The organism is Glutamicibacter sp. AOP5-A2-18 (assembly GCF_052446055.1).
Classification (GTDB): Bacteria; Actinomycetota; Actinomycetes; order Actinomycetales; family Micrococcaceae; genus Glutamicibacter.
This window is the reverse complement of sequence record NZ_JBQSVW010000001.1, coordinates 2,119,572-2,134,915: the sequence shown is the minus strand read 5'-3', so window position 1 is coordinate 2,134,915 and position 15,344 is coordinate 2,119,572. Positions and strand designations below refer to the sequence as shown.

Here is a 15,344-nt window from a genome sequence, read left to right as displayed (position 1 = left end):
GGTCAAGATTATTGGCGGTGAACCTCCCGTGTGGTTTGCACACCTGCGATAACGTTATCTCGTGCCTGCATTATTTGATGGTCTCAAGAGGATTCTTGTGGGTCGGCCTTTCAGCACTGAACAGCTGAAAAAGAAGCCGCTCCCACCAAACGTAGCGTTGCCGATTTTCTCCTCCAGCGCCCTGTCCTCTTTGGCGTACGCGCCAGATGAAATCCTGCTGACGCTGGCTATGGCCGGTGTCGCGGCAGCGATGCTGTCCCCAGCAGTGGGATTGGCAGTCCTCGCCGTTCTGGTGGTGCTGGTGCTCTCGTACCGGCAATCGGTTGTTGAGTACCCCTCCGGTGGTGGCGACTATGAAATCGTCAAGAAGAACTTGGGTGCGCGTCCCGGTACAGCGGTGGCAGCGGCGCTGTTGGTGGACTTTGTCTTGACCGTTGCGGTGTCTAGCTCCTCGGCTGCTGCTTACCTGAGCGCCATTTTCCCGGTACTAGGTGAACACAAAGCCTGGGTTGCTGCCGCGCTGGTGGCACTGTTGGTAGTTGGCAATTTGCGTGGCACCGGGCAAGGAAAATGGACCCTAGCAATTCCGGTGTACCTCTTTGTTGCGGGAATGCTGGCCCTTGTCGCCATCGGCGGCGTGATGGCATTGACCGGAAACCTTGGCCACGCGCCAAGTGCTGAGTTCACTATTGTCCCCGAAGCACAGTTCTCCAATGGCCTGCACGGCGTGGTTGGAGCATTGCTGATCTTGCGTGCCTTCAGCACTGGATCTGCCGCACTAACGGGTATTGAAGTCCCCATCTCCAACGTTCAAACTTTGGCTAAGCCGCGAGCAAAAAACGCCGGAAGAATCTTGTTGGTTCTTGGCCTGCTCTCGGGCGTATTAACCTTGGGAACATTGATGCTGGCGCGTGCCACCGGGATCAAGGTTGTCGCCGATCCTCAGGCGTCGTTCTTGCTCGATGGTCAGCCAATTTCGCCGAACTTCGTGCAGGTGCCGGTATTGGGACAGCTGGCCCAGGCGGTCTTTGGTGACTACACTTTGGGCCTGATCGTAGTGTCCGTGTTGACCATCGCCGTCTTGCTTTTGGCTGGTAATCAGGCCTTCAACTCTTTCCCATTGCTGGCCAGCCATTTGGCCACCGACGGGTTCTTGCCTCGACAGCTGCGAACACGTGGCGATCGTCTTGGCTTCTCCAACGGCATCCTTTCCTTGGGTGTTGCCGCAATTATCTTGGTGCTGCTCTTCCACGGTGATGTCACCTCGATGGTGCAGCTCTACGTCGTGGGCGTCTTTGTTTCCTTCACGCTGAGTCAGCTGGGCATGCTGACCCACTGGAAGCGCGTCCTTGTCCCCATCTCGGACCGTAAAATTCGAGCTGTTAAGCAACGCAAACGCCTGCTGAACCTGGTTGGTTTGGTCCTGTCAGCGTTGGTTCTTGTTGTTGTGCTGGCCACCAGATTTGTGCATGGTGCATGGCTGGCACTGCTGGGCATCCTCGTATTGATGTTCATCATGCATGGCTTGCAGCGCCACTATCAAAAGGTTGATGACGAACTCGAGGTCGACGAAGACTACGCCGTCACCGCACTGCCATCGCGTGTTCACGCGTTGGTTCTGGTCTCTACCGTGCGCAAACCGGTGCTTCGCGCTCTGGCCTTCGCGCGGGCTTCGCGGCCCTCAAAGTTGGAAGCGATCATCGTTGACGTGGAACGGGAAAAAACCGAGACCACCCTCGAAGACTGGGACCGACTGGGGATCCCCGTTCCGATTACGGCCTTGGCTTCCCCCTACCGCGATATTCCTGGAGCGCTGATCGAACATATTCGTTCCATCAAGCGCGAGTCCCCGCGAGAACTCATCGTTGTCTACATTCCCGAGTATGTGGTGGGCCAATGGTGGGAACAGCTGGTACACAACCAAACTGCGCTCCGCGTAAAGAACCGCCTGCACTATGAACCGGGCGTTGTGATCGCTTCGGTGCCGTGGCGTCTGCGCAGTGCCTCAAACAACCTAGGCGGCGGAGCGACCGAAGAGTCTTCCGCACACCGCTAAAAATGCTTCCTACGAAAGACGAAAAAATGACTGAATCATCAACGTTGCAAGTACGTTTGGGCAATATCGCCCACGGCGGTCACACCGTCGCTCGCCATGAGGGGCGCGTGATTTTTGTGCGTCACGGTATTCCCGGCGAACTTGTATCGGTGCGTTTGACTGACTCGGCCCCGGAAGCGAAATTTTGGCGTGCAGATGTAGTTGAGGTCCATGAAGCCAGTGAGCACCGAGTGCCACACTTCTGGGATGCGGCTGATGCACTCAAACACCGTGATCCCGTGGGCGGTGCTGAATTTGGGCACATTTCCTTGGCTCACCAACGCGAGTTGAAGTCACAGGTAGTGGCCGAACAGTTCACCCGCTTGGGCGGCATGAAAGCTGAGGATTACAACTTCCCCCAGGTCCAAGAAGTTGCTGGTTCAACTGACGGTTTGGGCTGGCGCACACGCATGTCCTATTCGGTTGATGCCTTCGGCAACTTGGCCATGAGTGGCTTCCGAAGCAACCAGCTCACCGCCATTACTTCGATGCCATTGGCTCATCCAGCCATCGAGGCTAGCGGAATCTATGCGGTGAACTATTCGGGTATTGACCGCGTTGAAGTAGCGGTGTCCAGTTCGGACGATCGTACAATTTTGGTTTTGCTCTCCGAAGCAAGCTCCGGTGCTGCGCTGAAGGTGGCCAAGCAATTCCCAGAAGGCGTGAACGTCGCTTCGTTCACCCAGCGTGGTGGTTCCGCCTCTGACGGCAAGGGTTCACTGGAGATCTTGGCTGGCTCGCCCTGGCTGAATGAAAAAGTGCTGGGGGAGAAGTACCGGATTACCGGCGAAGGCTTCTGGCAGGTGCACCGCAGCGCCGCGACCCTGCTTTCGGAACGAGTAGTGGATTTACTTGATCCTGTTCGTGGTGAACAGCTGGCCGATCTTTATGCAGGCGCTGGCTTGTTCTCCGTTCCCTTGGCCAAGGCTGTGGGACAAGAAGGACGGGTCTTCTCCGTTGAGGGAGCACCAGGCACCCACGCGGACGCTAAAAAGAATCTTCGCGATTATCCTCAGGCCACCGTCATTCGCGGCCGGGTAGAGCACGTACTACGTCAGGTCTCCCGTGACGCGAAGCTAGATGGTGTGGTCCTTGATCCACCGCGTACCGGTATCGACAAGCAAGTTGCTGCTGAATTGGGTAGCAGTGGTGTCTCACGTATTTGTTACGTCTCCTGTGACCCTGCATCTTTCGCCCGAGATATCTCGCGTTTGACCGCTCGCGGCTACGAATTAGAGCACGTGGAGATTCACGATTTATACCCACATACTCACCACATGGAGTCCATTGGCCTCTTCGTGCGCCGTTAATCACCTGAATTTGTCCGTTGAGACACGAATTTTGGTCAAAGTTTATTCCGAGGAGTCTTTTTCTGGCAGTTGGCGATAGACTGTTTTTAGCTCTGCCGCGCTAGGAACCTGACTATCTCAGTTAGGAACTCCTAACTGGAATTACAGTGTGCGCGTGCAACAGTATGAGTGTCTGGCGAGAGGAGTCCCACGTGAGCAATGTGGACAGCTTCGGTGCCAAGGGCGTACTTGACGTCAATGGAACCGAATACGAAATTTACCGACTGAATGCGGTCGAAGGCTCAGAAAGCCTTCCCTACAGCCTTAAGGTTCTGCTTGAGAACCTGCTTCGTACCGAAGATGGCGCGAACGTAACTAACGAGCACATCAACGCACTGGGTCAGTGGGATGCGTCGGCGCAACCTAACACTGAAATCCAGTTCACCCCAGCGCGAGTCCTGATGCAGGACTTCACTGGCGTGCCTTGTGTTGTTGACTTGGCCACCATGCGCGAGGCCGTCAAGGAACTCGGTGGCGATCCAACCCGTGTTAATCCATTGGCACCTGCCGAAATGGTTATTGACCACTCTGTGCAGATTGATACCTTCGGTTTCAAGGGCGCTGTAGAGCGCAACATGGAAATCGAGTACCAGCGCAACGGTGAGCGTTACCAGTTCCTGCGTTGGGGCCAGACTGCGTTTGACGACTTCAAGGTCGTTCCACCAGGAACCGGCATCGTGCACCAGGTCAACATTGAGTTCCTGGCACGTACCGTAATGACCCGCGAGGTCGACGGCGTACTGCGCGCTTACCCAGATAGCTGCGTAGGCACCGACTCCCACACCACCATGGTCAACGGCCTGGGCGTGTTGGGTTGGGGCGTTGGTGGCATTGAGGCCGAGGCAGCAATGCTTGGCCAGCCTGTCTCCATGCTGATCCCACGCGTTGTTGGCTTCAAGCTTGCTGGCTCGATCCCAGCTGGCGCCACCGCAACCGACGTGGTTTTGACCATCACCGAAATGCTGCGTAAGCACGGCGTTGTTGGCAAGTTTGTTGAATTCTACGGCGAAGGTGTCGCACAGGTGCCGCTGGCAAACCGCGCCACCATCGGTAACATGTCCCCAGAATTCGGCTCCACCGCCGCAATGTTCCCAATCGACGATGTCACCCTCGACTACCTGCGCCTGACCGGCCGTAGCGACGAGAACGTGGCACTGGTTGAGGCTTACGCCAAGGAACAGGGCATGTGGCACGATCCAAGCCGCGAAATCCGTTTCTCGGAATTCATCGAGCTGGATCTTTCCACCGTTGTTCCATCGATCGCTGGCCCGAAGCGTCCACAGGACCGCATCGAGCTGACTTCCTCGAAGGAACAGTTCCGCAAGGATCTGCACAACTACGTTTCTGACGCCGAAGATACCCAGGGTATCGGCCGTCCGTCGACCGCAGTTGAGGTCACCAAGGAAGATGGAACCAAGTTCACCTTGGACCACGGCCTGGTTTCGATCGCTTCGATCACCTCTTGCACCAACACTTCGAACCCATCGGTCATGCTGGCCGCAGCCGTACTGGCTCGCAACGCAGCCGAAAAGGGTCTGTCCTCCAAGCCATGGGTTAAGACTTCGGTTGCACCAGGCTCGAAGGTTGTCACCGATTACTACGAGAAGTCCGGCCTCATGCCATACCTGGAGCAGCTTGGCTTCTTCATCGTTGGCTACGGTTGCGCAACCTGCATCGGTAACTCCGGTCCACTGGATGCTGAGATCTCCGAGGCGATCAACACCAACGACCTCGCAGCCACCGCGGTGCTCACCGGTAACCGTAACTTCGAAGGTCGCATCAACCCAGACGTAAAGATGAACTACTTGGCTTCCCCGCCACTAGTTATCGCTTACGCACTGGCTGGCACCATGGACTTCGATTTCGAAGCTGACGCACTGGGTCAGGACTCCGAGGGCAACGACGTCTTCCTGAAGGACATCTGGCCATCGCCAGTAGAGGTCCAGGAAATCATGGACTCGTCGATTGACAAGGAAATGTTCGCCAAGGGCTACGAAACCGCTTTCGAAGGCGACGATCGTTGGAAGGCACTGGACACCCCAGAGGGTTCAACCTTCGCATGGGACGAAAAGTCGACCTACGCACGTAAGGCACCTTACTTCGACGGTATGACCGCCGAGCCACAGCCAGTGAAGGACATCGACGGCGCTCGTGTTCTGCTCAAGCTGGGCGACTCGGTCACCACTGACCACATCTCGCCTGCAGGTTCGTTCAAGTCGGAGACCCCGGCTGGCCGTTACCTGATCGAGAATGGTGTGGATCGCAAGGACTTCAACTCCTACGGCTCGCGCCGTGGTAACCACGAAGTCATGATCCGCGGTACCTTCGCAAACATCCGCATCAAGAACCAGATCCTGGACGGCGTTGAGGGTGGCTTCACCCGCGACTTCACCCAGGAAGGTGCTCCGCAGGCTTACGTCTACGACGCTGCTGAGAACTACAAGGCTGCCGGCACCCCGCTGGTCATCCTTGGTGGTAAGGAATACGGTTCGGGCTCCTCGCGTGACTGGGCTGCTAAGGGCACCGCACTGCTGGGTGTTAAGGCCGTCATCACCGAGTCATTCGAGCGTATTCACCGCTCGAACCTGATCGGTATGGGCGTTCTGCCACTGCAGTTCCCAGAGGGTGAGTCCGCTGATTCGCTGGGTCTGACCGGTACCGAAACCTTCGCAGTTTCCGGTGTGACTGAGCTGAACAACGGCACCACCCCGAAGACCCTGAAGGTTACCGCAACCGCACAAGACGGCAAGGTTACCGAGTTCGACGCAGTTCTGCGTATCGACACCCCAGGTGAAGCTGACTACTACCGCAACGGTGGCATCCTGCAGTACGTACTGCGCCAGATCGCCGCTGCTAACTAGTAGAGCCACCCCGGTGTATACCGGAGTGTTCCACTAGTAGCTACGCAACACGCAAAGTTGAAGACCCAAGGCAATTGCCTTGGGTCTTCAACTTTAAGACTTCAACTGCGCCACAACATGACCGTGCAGCCGTGCCGTCGGGCGCGAGCGCGTCTGGGAGTCGAGAAGTTCAAAACCCGCGTTTTCTAGTAGCCCGACCAAGAATCGAGGTGGCAAGTACCAGGCGGGTGCGACTTTGTGGGCAAACGGTTGAACTTTGTCGCCCGCAAAGAAGCCCATGAGTAATTGACCACCAGGATTTAGGACTCGTGCGAACTCAGAGAAGATTGAAGGCAATTGTTCTGGGGGAGTATGGATTACCGAATACCACGCCAGCAGCCCAGCAAAGTGATTGTTGCTGAAACTCAGATTCGACAAATCGCCTTGCTGAAAAGTGCATTCACTGTAGCTCTTGGCCGCATGAGCCAAAAATTCTGGAACCATATCAACGCCCGTGGCAGGGCGTTGGGGACCAGAGATAAATTGAGTCCACTGGCCAGGGCCGCATCCGGCATCCAAAACGGGTTCGCGCACACCTTCGGCCCACGTAGCGATCAGCTCACGATCTTCTTTCTCCGCCTGCTCAATGGCACCGAACAAGTCGATATAGCGCTGGGCTATCGACGAGTATTCACCGGCAGTTTGGACCGAGGGTTCTACGCTACTCATTGCACCAGCATAGGCGCAGGGCAAGAGCGTCAAAGATGTTGCTAAGCTCTGGATAAATACTGCGATGTGGAGAGCCATCAATGAAAGAACTATTGACCCAGCGACTGCACTTGCGCTCATGGACAACTGACGACGCACCATTCTTGCTGGACCTAGAGTCGCGCGCTGCAACCGTGCGGTATCTCGGTCCGGGCGCAACTTGCATGACAACCTTGGATCAGGCACTAGCTTCCATCGCTAGACGTCGGGGAATAATCGCCAAAGGACAAGGCATTTGGGCTGTAGCTGATCGTGAGACTGATGCGTTGGTTGGAAATGTTCTTTGCAAACCGTTGCAGGGTGAAACTCAACAGAGCATTGACCTGAATTTCCTGCAGACACCAATCGAGGTTGGGTGGCATCTGCACCCGAGTGCTCAAGGCCAAGGATTTGCGACGGAAGCGGTGAGGGAGGTCCTGAACTACGTCCGTGAATCTGGCGGGGAATCGGTCCTCGCGATCGTAGATCCAGGCAACGTCCCCTCGCAGAAAGTTTGTCAGCGCCTAGACTTTGCCCGCATCGCCGAAACCAATGGGTACGCTCAACCGGAGCATTGGGTTTTCCGGCGACTGTTGAGCTAAAGGTCGGACTTGAAGGCGCTCCCGGCATGTGCACCTTCGAAATCCACCGGCATTGCCCATGGTATTGAACCTCATTGCCCGCAAATTCGCACTAACTGGAACGGTGGCGGATAATGAGAGAAGGTTCCAACGCGGTAGACTAAGTATTTCGCATGGGCTCACAGCCACCACGGGCGAATTTGTAAAGGGGACGAGCGTGTCTTTGCTTAAGACCATCAAGAAACCAAGCGATCTTCGGGCGCTGTCCTTAGAACAACTAGACGATCTTGCAGAGGAAATCCGTACTTTCCTGATCGACAATGTTGCCCGTACAGGTGGCCACCTTGGCCCCAACCTTGGTGTTGTCGAGCTAACCTTAGGCATTCATCGAGTCTTCGATTCGCCGCAGGATTCCATCATCTTTGATACCGGACACCAGTCCTACGTTCACAAGCTGCTGACCGGACGCCAGAATTTCGAAACACTACGTCAGCAAGGCGGGCTCTCGGGTTACCCTGATCGAGCTGAGTCAGAACACGACGTAGTGGAATCCTCACACGCCTCCGCGTCTTTGTCATGGCTGGACGGAATCTCCCGCGCCAACAAGTTGCGGGGGAATGACGAGCGTTATGCCGTTGCCTTAATTGGCGATGGTGCACTGACCGGTGGCATGGTCTGGGAAGCGGTCAATAACATTGCAGCCGATAAGGACCGCAAAGCCGTCATCGTGGTTAATGACAATGGTCGGTCTTACGCCCCAACTATCGGTGGTTTGGCCAATCAGCTTCTGGGCCTGCGTCAGCAACTGGATAAGTTCCGCACCCACCCGGCGTACGAAAACGCCATGGAAAAGCTCAAAGACAAGCTCAAGGGATCCGGCGCCGTCGGCGGATTCACCTATAAGTCCCTTCATGCCACCAAAAAAGGCATCAAAGACTGGTGGGCTCCACAGGGATTGTTTGAAGACTTGGGTCTGAAGTACATCGGCCCTATTGACGGACACAACCAGCGTGCCGTCGAAGAAGCTTTGCAGCAAGCCAAACAGTATTCGGGACCAGTGCTAGTGCACGCATTGACTGAAAAGGGACACGGCTACGCTCCAGCCCGCGCCGATGAAGCTGACCAGTTCCATGCCGTGGGAATCATTGATCCCGTGACCGGTCTGCCCGTTTCCAAGTCGAGCGCGCAGAGCTGGACCAGCGTCTTTGGCGAGGAAATCGCCAAGGTAGCCAACGAACGTGATGACATTGTCGCCATTACCGGTGCCATGTTGCAGCCGGTGGGCTTGAAGAAGATGGCTCAAGAGCATCCTGAACGCGTCATCGACGTTGGTATTGCCGAACAGCATGCGATGACCACCGCGGCAGGATTAGCCTTCGGCGGGCTACACCCAGTGGTTTGCGTGTATGCCACCTTCTTGAACCGCGCATTTGATCAGCTGCTCATGGATGTTGCCTTGCATAAGGCCGGGGTCACCATCGTCCTTGACCGCGCTGGCGTGACCGGTCCTGACGGCGCCAGCCACCACGGCATGTGGGATATGGCGTTGACGCAGATTGTGCCAAATCTTCATCTGGCTGCACCACGTGACGCTGATCGACTCCGCGAAGAATTACGTGAAGCCCTGGAAATCAGCGACGCACCAAGCGTTGTTCGATTCTCCAAGGGATCAGTTGGGGAACCCATCGACGCCATCGATCGCTTGCCCGACGGTGTGGACGTGCTCGCTCGGTTGGGGGACAAGTCCGCTCCGGATGTCTTGATCGTTTCGGTTGGTGCGATGAGCGAATTGTCTTTGGACGTCGCGCAACGCCTGAACAGCCAGGGCGTTTCGGTCACCGTTGTTGATCCTCGCTGGGTATTGCCCATGCCAACCTCGGTGATTTCGTTGGCCGCTCGCCATCGCATCGTTGTCTGCATCGAAGACGGCGTCCGCGCTGGTGGTGTTGGTTCGCGTCTTCGCACCGAAATGCGTGCCGCTGGTGTTGATACTGCTCTTAATGAAGTTGGTTTGCCTACCGAATTCCTGGCTCACGGTACCCGTGCTGAAGTTCTGGACCGTGTGGGACTGACCGCGCAACAGGTGGCCCGCGACACTTTGGCTCAGGTGCTCGGAACCAAGGTCCCGTTCGCTCGTCCACTACCAGGGCAGGATCTTCCTACAGGACAGATTCCAAAGCTATGAGCTCAGTTCAGGCATGCCCCCAAGGACTTCTTCGCACACCAAAAGTGATCGCAACTGGTGAGTTGGTAGTCGCCCGTGCCTGGAAATTTGATGGTACGCCACACTGGGTAGTTCCGGGTTTCTACCTCGGACAAGACGAGTACGGGCACTGGCTCCATCAGCCCAAAGGCTCACTCGTAGCGCGTCCCGGCGTTGCCCACCTGGCTCAAAGTGATGCGTTGTGCCTCATTCCTCACGAGGGTCCGTGGATTGCCACGTTGTACGCACAGCCCACGGAAGACTTTGATGTCTATATCGACTTGTCGCACCAGATCGGTTGGCAGGCAATGAAGTCTGGTGGCTGGGAAGTGAATTCGATAGATCTTGATCTGGACGTTATTCGCTCTCGTAGTCGGGGGACATTCTTGGATGACGAAGACGAATTCGAAGAACACTCTGTGGCTATGGGCTATCCAGAGCAGCTAAAAACGGAAATGAGCGGAGCGGCGCGAGAGTTGTTGGACCTCGTCGCAACAGATGCTTCACCTTTTGACCGGTCCTATCGAAACCAATGGTTAGCCAAAGCCGGCGACCTGCCCACGACCTAAACACTTTTACTGATTTTTTACTGACCTGAAAAGGGAAAACAATGGCGATTATTCGCACCTATCGTTTAGACGACAAGAACGTACTGCACTTCCGCGAAGCGTGGTTCCAGCAGTTTGAAGACGGCGAGCTGGGTCAGTTTGTCATCAACCATGGCAGCGTTGGGCACATGTCCACCACCAGCGATGTTCAGGACGTGAACAACGACCGTGCCGACGAGCTTTTTGCGGGTTTCCTGCAGGCATGCACCGATGAAGGCTACGCCGAAATCAAGGATGAAGACCAGACTTGGGTCATCGTTCAGTACACGCTGAAGTCAGCTGCAGGTACGGAACGTGACCAGTACTTGGAGAAAAAGGTCAAAGAGGCGCTCACCGGTCACTTGGCATGGCGTGGCCTGGGCACCGTTGAGTCCAGTGATTTTGCTCCACGTAAGTTGAATATCCGTGTTCTTTCGCCGGCTCCAAAGCTCGCTGTTTCAGCTATCAAGACTTGCATCCGCGAAGCCAAGCTCGATTTCACCAAGATGAGCATCGGCACCGCTGATTACGCGACTCCAGAAAAACTCAAGCAGGTTCACCCGTTGCCAGCGAAGCCAATGACCCTGAGCTAATTGGTTTTGCCTTCTCTTCTTCCGCAACCAATGCAGGAAGCGGACTATCAGGCCGTACAGGCACTCTCACGCTCATTAGGCCGAAACGCCGAACCTGCGCGTTTTGGCGTGGAAGGTTGCCAGTTAGTGCTGAAGGATTCCCAAGATAAGCTGCTTGGCTGGGCTAAGGCAAGCTGGTGGGATCCCGACGATGAACTGGCACCGGCAGGGTTCTATCTGTCCGGCGTGGAGATTGCAGCTGACTTTCAGCAGCACGGGTTGGCCTCAATCTTGACCACCGCGCGACTGGAATGGATAGCCCACCGTGCCGATCGGGCATGGTGTGTTGTGAATGCGCAAAACACTGCGTCGCTCGCGTTGCAGCGGTCTTTTGGATTTAGAGAAATTTGTAGAGCACCACAGTTCGGTTCTGTGCAGTTCACTGGCGGAAGTGGCCTTTTGCTGTGCAAGGAAGTCACCCCCAGCAACCGTGCTTCCGCCGACCGCAAGAAATAAGGAACTTAGTAGAAATGATTCCACAGGAAGATCGGGACGAGACTCCCGGTGCCCAACGCAAGGCGCCACCGATGGGTGCCACTCGAACGCCACTGCATTTGGTGTTCCAAGCTTGTGTTGGCGTGATTATCGGTCTGGGTATCGCTTCGGTGTTCTCCGGAGTTGCCCCGGCAAAGCTTGCACTGGCTGGTGTGCTGGTGATTGTTGTTGTTTGGATCGTTGAGCAGGGCTTCCGACTGCCTGCGCCTAACACCAAGCCCGGTGCCCGAGTTCGTTTGGTGTTGCGCCTCGTATCCCTAGTGGGCTTTACCCTTGCCGTTAGCCCATTGCTCACGCTGATTGAAGCATGAGCCAAGAACAACTTTCAGCTCAGCCCAAGCAGCGCCGGAGTATCAAACAATGGCTTTGGATGCTGTTGCAGGTCATTGCCGGTGTAGGAATCGGTACTGCCATGGCCAAAGCCATGTCACTACCCGAAGAACAAGTTGCGCTCATTGGTACGATCATTACGCTGGTCACCTGGTTGGCGGATGAAGTCATTTCATTGCCTTCAAAAGATAGCAAGCGGGGCGCAGTGATTCATGGGTCGATTCGTTTTCTAGCCCTCGTTGGTTTCATCATGGCGTTACAGTCCTTGGCTGCGCTGAATGGATTCTCGCGCTAGCAGCAGCCCAAACGGGCACAAAAAACCGGTCGAAGCATTCTCTAAAATGAGAAGCTTCGACCGGTTTTTGTTTAGCCGTCAGATACTAGTCTGTACCAGCGTCGAATGCTGCAGATTCGATGGCACGATCGGTAGCAAGATCGTCGCTATCAACGCGGGTTGCGTTGACGATATCGTCAGCGCCACCTTCCTCAAGCGAGCCAACCAGCTCAGCGGTGGTTCCACCGACAAGACCCATTCTGGCGTACTGTTCTAGGCGACCGCGCGAGTCGGCAATATCCAGGTTTCGCATGGTCAGCTGACCGATACGATCCACTGGACCGAAGGCTGCGTCGCCCACGCGTTCCATGGACAGCTTGTCTGGGTGGTAACTGAGCTTCTCGCCCTCGGTGTTCACGATCGTGTAGTCATCTCCACGGCGCAAGCGAACGGTTACGGTACCGGTAATGGCAGAGCCAACCCAGCGCTGCAGCGACTCGCGCAGCATCAGAGCTTGTGGGTCCAACCAGCGACCTTCATACATCAGGCGGCCCAGACGGCGGCCTTCGTTGTGGTAGCTGGCAACGGTATCTTCGTTGTGGATCGCATTAACCAAGCGCTCGTAGGCGATGTACAGCAGCGCCATAGCTGGTGCTTCGTAGATGCCGCGCGACTTAGCTTCGATGATGCGGTTTTCGATCTGGTCGCTCATGCCCAGACCGTGGCGTCCACCGATGATGTTCGCTTCATTGACCAAGGCAACCGAGTCGGTGAATTCCTTGCCGTTGATGGCAACTGGACGTCCAGCGACGAAGGAAACCGAAACGTCTTCGGTCTTGATCTCTACGCTTTCATCCCAGTACTTAACGCCCATGATTGGCTCAACGGACTCGATGGAGCTGTCCAGCAGTTCCAGAGTCTTAGCTTCGTGGGTTGCACCCCAGATGTTGGCATCGGTCGAGTATGCCTTCTCGGCGGAGTCGCGGTAAGGGAAGTCGTGTTCCTGAAGCCACTCCGACATTTCCTGGCGGCCACCGAGCTCGGCGACGAAGTTTGGATCCAACCAAGGCTTGTAGATGCGCAGCTTTGGGTTTGCCATCAGGCCGTAGCGGTAGAAACGCTCGATGTCGTTGCCCTTGTAGGTCGAACCGTCGCCCCACACGTCCACGCCATCTTCGCGCATTGCGCGAACCAGAAGGGTGCCGGTAACGGCGCGGCCCAATGGGGTGGTGTTGAAGTAAGTCTTGCCACCGGAGCGGATGTGGAAAGCGCCGCAGGCCAGTGCTGCGAAGCCTTCTTCAACCAGTGCTGGCTTGCAGTCAACCAGACGGGAATTCTCGGCACCGTATTCCAGCGCACGGCTTGGAACGGCGTCGATGTCCGGCTCGTCGTACTGGCCGAGGTCGCCAGTGTAGGTATAAGGAATGGCGCCCTTGTCGCGCATCCACGCTACTGCCACCGAGGTGTCGAGGCCACCGGAGAACGCGATTCCGACGCGTTCGCCTACAGGAAGATTGGTAAGAACTTTAGACATGTTTCCATCCTAATGGATAAATATGCAATGCAGTGAATTGTGTCTTGGACTCTTTGCTTTTCAGACCTACCAGATAGCCTATGGGTATAAGGTCGCGCAGTGAAGCGGCAGATGAAAAACAGTGAGGTGCACATGGAATTCCGTCAACTAGGCCGCAGTGGTTTGAGCGTTTCAGTCGTTGGTTTGGGATGCAACAATCTGGGACGCTCGGGGACCGTCACGCAGAGCCAAGAAGGTACCGACGCGGTGGTTCATGCAGCCTTGGACGCTGGAATCACGTTCTTCGATGTTGCCGACAACTATGGCAAAACTGCTGGGCTCTCCGAACAACGCCTGGGTAAAGCGCTGGGCAAGAACCGCGAAAATATCGTGTTGGCCACTAAATTCGGCATGGATGTTGCCGGAGCTAACGGACCAGATTTTAACGCCCGCGGATCACGTCGGTACATCATGAAGGCTGTGGAAGCGTCATTAAAGCGTCTGGGTACTGACCATATTGATCTGTACCAATTCCACACTCCTGATGCGAACACTCCGATCGAGGAAACCCTCCGTGCGCTGGACGACTTAGTGACCAGCGGCAAGGTCCGCTACATTGGCCACTCAAATCGTGCCGGATGGCAGATCGCCCAGGCAGAGTACGTGGCTCGCGAATTGGGAACCGAACGATTCATCTCGGCGCAAAATCATTACAACTTGATTGATCGCCGCGCCGAGTTGGAAGTCCTGCCAGCCGCCCGCGAAATTGGCCTCGGCGTGCTTCCGTACTTCCCATTGGCTAACGGCCTGCTCACCGGAAAATATTCAAAGGGCCATGCACCTGCTGGTAGCCGCCTCACCCATGCTCGACAGCAATTGGTCGAGACCTCCGACTTTGAACAGCTTGATCGCTTCGCCCAGTTCGCCCAGCAGCGCGATCTGGCACCAATCGAGCTTGCCTTCTCATGGTTGGCCGCACAGGAACCAGTCACTTCTGTGATTGCTGGCGCCACTCGTCCCGAGCAGATCCAGATGAATGCTCAAGCTGTACGTTGGGTACCGACAGAAGAAGAGCGCAAGGAACTTGATGAGATCTTCCCGGCGCCGACCAAAGTGGCCCTGTTCTAGTCTGAAGAACCACTAGCTCGGACCAATAATTAAACTGAGAGGTTGCGACCCTAAAGGGTTGCAACCTCTCAATTTTTGCGCTGAAGCTTTTTTACTTGCTTTCAGTTACGTACACAACGACCTGACCGTCGGTGATTTCGGTAGCGTACCTGGCCAACGGGGCGACGGCAGGACCATCAAGAACGGTTCCATCAGCCGGCTTAAACCGAGAGCCATGGCAAGCGCAGAAGAAATCATCTTTGCTTGAATCGGGGGTGACTACACAACCTTGGTGTGTGCAGACGCTGGAGAAGGCCAGTACAGACTTTTCATCTGGGCGGAACAGTAGTACCGGTATTTCCGCGCCAGAGGGATGTTTTGCCTGAACGGAAGTGCGTGCACCGACTTCAAGATCGGACAGCTTGATGACATTCTGCCCTTCACCGGTTGGCTTCGGTGCGGCAGAGGCCTCAGGGGTATCAGCTTCCGAATGTCCGTCACCGCAAGCGGTCAACAATGCGGCGGAACCAAGGGCTGCAGAAGCGCATATGATGGTGCGGCGTGCTGGTAAGGCGAAGTCAGTCATGGGTT

14 protein-coding genes are annotated in these 15,344 nt (G+C 55.9%); 11 read left to right on the top strand and 3 right to left on the bottom strand.

The features are described 5' to 3' along the window. Nucleotides 1–61 precede the first annotated feature (61 nt). The 3 genes from ACT3RW_RS10205 to acnA all read left to right on the top strand — a co-directional run bounded on the left by ACT3RW_RS10205 (nucleotide 62) and on the right by acnA (nucleotide 6,305). On the top strand, nucleotides 62–2,056 hold the full coding sequence (locus ACT3RW_RS10205; protein ID WP_444613661.1) for an APC family permease: 1,995 nt from the start codon (nucleotides 62–64) through the stop codon (nucleotides 2,054–2,056). 26 nt (nucleotides 2,057–2,082) lie between these two features. Next, the gene (locus ACT3RW_RS10200) at nucleotides 2,083–3,405 is read left to right on the top strand and encodes a class I SAM-dependent RNA methyltransferase (protein ID WP_444613660.1); all 1,323 of its coding nucleotides are present in this window, start codon (nucleotides 2,083–2,085) and stop codon (nucleotides 3,403–3,405) included. A 191-nt stretch (nucleotides 3,406–3,596) separates the two neighbouring features. Further along, nucleotides 3,597–6,305, top strand: coding sequence for an aconitate hydratase AcnA (acnA, locus tag ACT3RW_RS10195; RefSeq protein WP_131088504.1), 2,709 nt, complete (start codon nucleotides 3,597–3,599; stop codon nucleotides 6,303–6,305). A 93-nt stretch (nucleotides 6,306–6,398) separates the two neighbouring features. Here acnA and ACT3RW_RS10190 read toward each other — a convergent pair whose 3' ends face one another. Next, nucleotides 6,399–7,013 (bottom strand): class I SAM-dependent methyltransferase, encoded by a 615-nt coding sequence (locus ACT3RW_RS10190; RefSeq protein WP_444613659.1) that lies wholly within the window; start codon nucleotides 7,011–7,013, stop codon nucleotides 6,399–6,401. Nucleotides 7,014–7,093: 80 nt separating this feature from the next. Here ACT3RW_RS10190 and ACT3RW_RS10185 point away from each other — a divergent pair, with 80 nt between their 5' ends. The 7 genes from ACT3RW_RS10185 (at nucleotide 7,094) to ACT3RW_RS10155 (ending at nucleotide 12,154) form a co-directional block, all read left to right on the top strand. Then, nucleotides 7,094–7,633 carry a GNAT family N-acetyltransferase gene (locus ACT3RW_RS10185; protein WP_444613658.1) on the top strand — a complete coding sequence of 180 codons (540 nt, stop codon included), beginning with the start codon at nucleotides 7,094–7,096 and terminating at the stop codon, nucleotides 7,631–7,633. 196 nt (nucleotides 7,634–7,829) lie between these two features. Further along, nucleotides 7,830–9,797, top strand: coding sequence for a 1-deoxy-D-xylulose-5-phosphate synthase (dxs, locus tag ACT3RW_RS10180; protein ID WP_444613657.1), 1,968 nt, complete (start codon nucleotides 7,830–7,832; stop codon nucleotides 9,795–9,797). Then, nucleotides 9,794–10,384 (top strand): DUF402 domain-containing protein, encoded by a 591-nt coding sequence (locus tag ACT3RW_RS10175; protein WP_444613656.1) that lies wholly within the window; start codon nucleotides 9,794–9,796, stop codon nucleotides 10,382–10,384. Before dxs ends, ACT3RW_RS10175 begins: the two co-directional genes overlap by 4 nt. Before the next feature lie 41 nt (nucleotides 10,385–10,425). Then, a complete protein-coding gene (locus tag ACT3RW_RS10170; RefSeq protein WP_131088499.1) occupies nucleotides 10,426–10,995 on the top strand; it encodes a hypothetical protein in 570 nt (189 codons plus the stop codon). Nucleotides 10,996–11,001: 6 nt separating this feature from the next. Further along, entirely contained in the window at nucleotides 11,002–11,490 is a 489-nt protein-coding gene (locus tag ACT3RW_RS10165; RefSeq protein WP_444613655.1) for a GNAT family N-acetyltransferase, read from the top strand. A 14-nt stretch (nucleotides 11,491–11,504) separates the two neighbouring features. Further along, nucleotides 11,505–11,840 (top strand): hypothetical protein, encoded by a 336-nt coding sequence (locus ACT3RW_RS10160; RefSeq protein ID WP_444613654.1) that lies wholly within the window; start codon nucleotides 11,505–11,507, stop codon nucleotides 11,838–11,840. Next, nucleotides 11,837–12,154, top strand: a complete 318-nt coding sequence (locus tag ACT3RW_RS10155) for a hypothetical protein (RefSeq protein ID WP_131088496.1) — start codon at nucleotides 11,837–11,839, stop codon at nucleotides 12,152–12,154. The genes ACT3RW_RS10160 and ACT3RW_RS10155 overlap by 4 nt, the downstream gene beginning before the upstream one ends. Before the next feature lie 85 nt (nucleotides 12,155–12,239). On the opposite strand, the gene argG is transcribed toward ACT3RW_RS10155, so the two are convergent. Then, on the bottom strand, nucleotides 12,240–13,667 hold the full coding sequence (gene argG, locus ACT3RW_RS10150) for an argininosuccinate synthase (RefSeq protein WP_444613653.1): 1,428 nt from the start codon (nucleotides 13,665–13,667) through the stop codon (nucleotides 12,240–12,242). A 132-nt stretch (nucleotides 13,668–13,799) separates the two neighbouring features. Between argG and ACT3RW_RS10145 the strand changes: the two genes are divergently transcribed. Further along, nucleotides 13,800–14,774, top strand: a complete 975-nt coding sequence (locus tag ACT3RW_RS10145) for an aldo/keto reductase (RefSeq protein ID WP_131089788.1) — start codon at nucleotides 13,800–13,802, stop codon at nucleotides 14,772–14,774. 91 nt (nucleotides 14,775–14,865) lie between these two features. Here ACT3RW_RS10145 and ACT3RW_RS10140 read toward each other — a convergent pair whose 3' ends face one another. Next, nucleotides 14,866–15,339, bottom strand: a complete 474-nt coding sequence (locus ACT3RW_RS10140; RefSeq protein WP_444613652.1) for a QcrA and Rieske domain-containing protein — start codon at nucleotides 15,337–15,339, stop codon at nucleotides 14,866–14,868. Between the last annotated feature and the right edge of the window lie 5 nt (nucleotides 15,340–15,344).

What these genes read in the sequence shown, in the direction of transcription:
- ACT3RW_RS10170 (WP_131088499.1), top strand. Translation starts at nt 10,426, where the DNA reads ATGGCGATTATTCGCACCTATCGTTTAGACGACAAGAACGTACTGCAC.
- ACT3RW_RS10140 (WP_444613652.1), bottom strand. Translation starts at nt 15,339, where the DNA reads ATGACTGACTTCGCCTTACCAGCACGCCGCACCATCATATGCGCTTCT.
- ACT3RW_RS10175 (WP_444613656.1), top strand. Translation starts at nt 9,794, where the DNA reads ATGAGCTCAGTTCAGGCATGCCCCCAAGGACTTCTTCGCACACCAAAA.
- ACT3RW_RS10185 (WP_444613658.1), top strand. Translation starts at nt 7,094, where the DNA reads ATGAAAGAACTATTGACCCAGCGACTGCACTTGCGCTCATGGACAACT.
- ACT3RW_RS10200 (WP_444613660.1), top strand. Translation starts at nt 2,083, where the DNA reads ATGACTGAATCATCAACGTTGCAAGTACGTTTGGGCAATATCGCCCAC.
- ACT3RW_RS10145 (WP_131089788.1), top strand. Translation starts at nt 13,800, where the DNA reads ATGGAATTCCGTCAACTAGGCCGCAGTGGTTTGAGCGTTTCAGTCGTT.
- ACT3RW_RS10160 (WP_444613654.1), top strand. Translation starts at nt 11,505, where the DNA reads ATGATTCCACAGGAAGATCGGGACGAGACTCCCGGTGCCCAACGCAAG.
- argG (WP_444613653.1), bottom strand. Translation starts at nt 13,667, where the DNA reads ATGTCTAAAGTTCTTACCAATCTTCCTGTAGGCGAACGCGTCGGAATC.
- ACT3RW_RS10190 (WP_444613659.1), bottom strand. Translation starts at nt 7,013, where the DNA reads ATGAGTAGCGTAGAACCCTCGGTCCAAACTGCCGGTGAATACTCGTCG.
- ACT3RW_RS10155 (WP_131088496.1), top strand. Translation starts at nt 11,837, where the DNA reads ATGAGCCAAGAACAACTTTCAGCTCAGCCCAAGCAGCGCCGGAGTATC.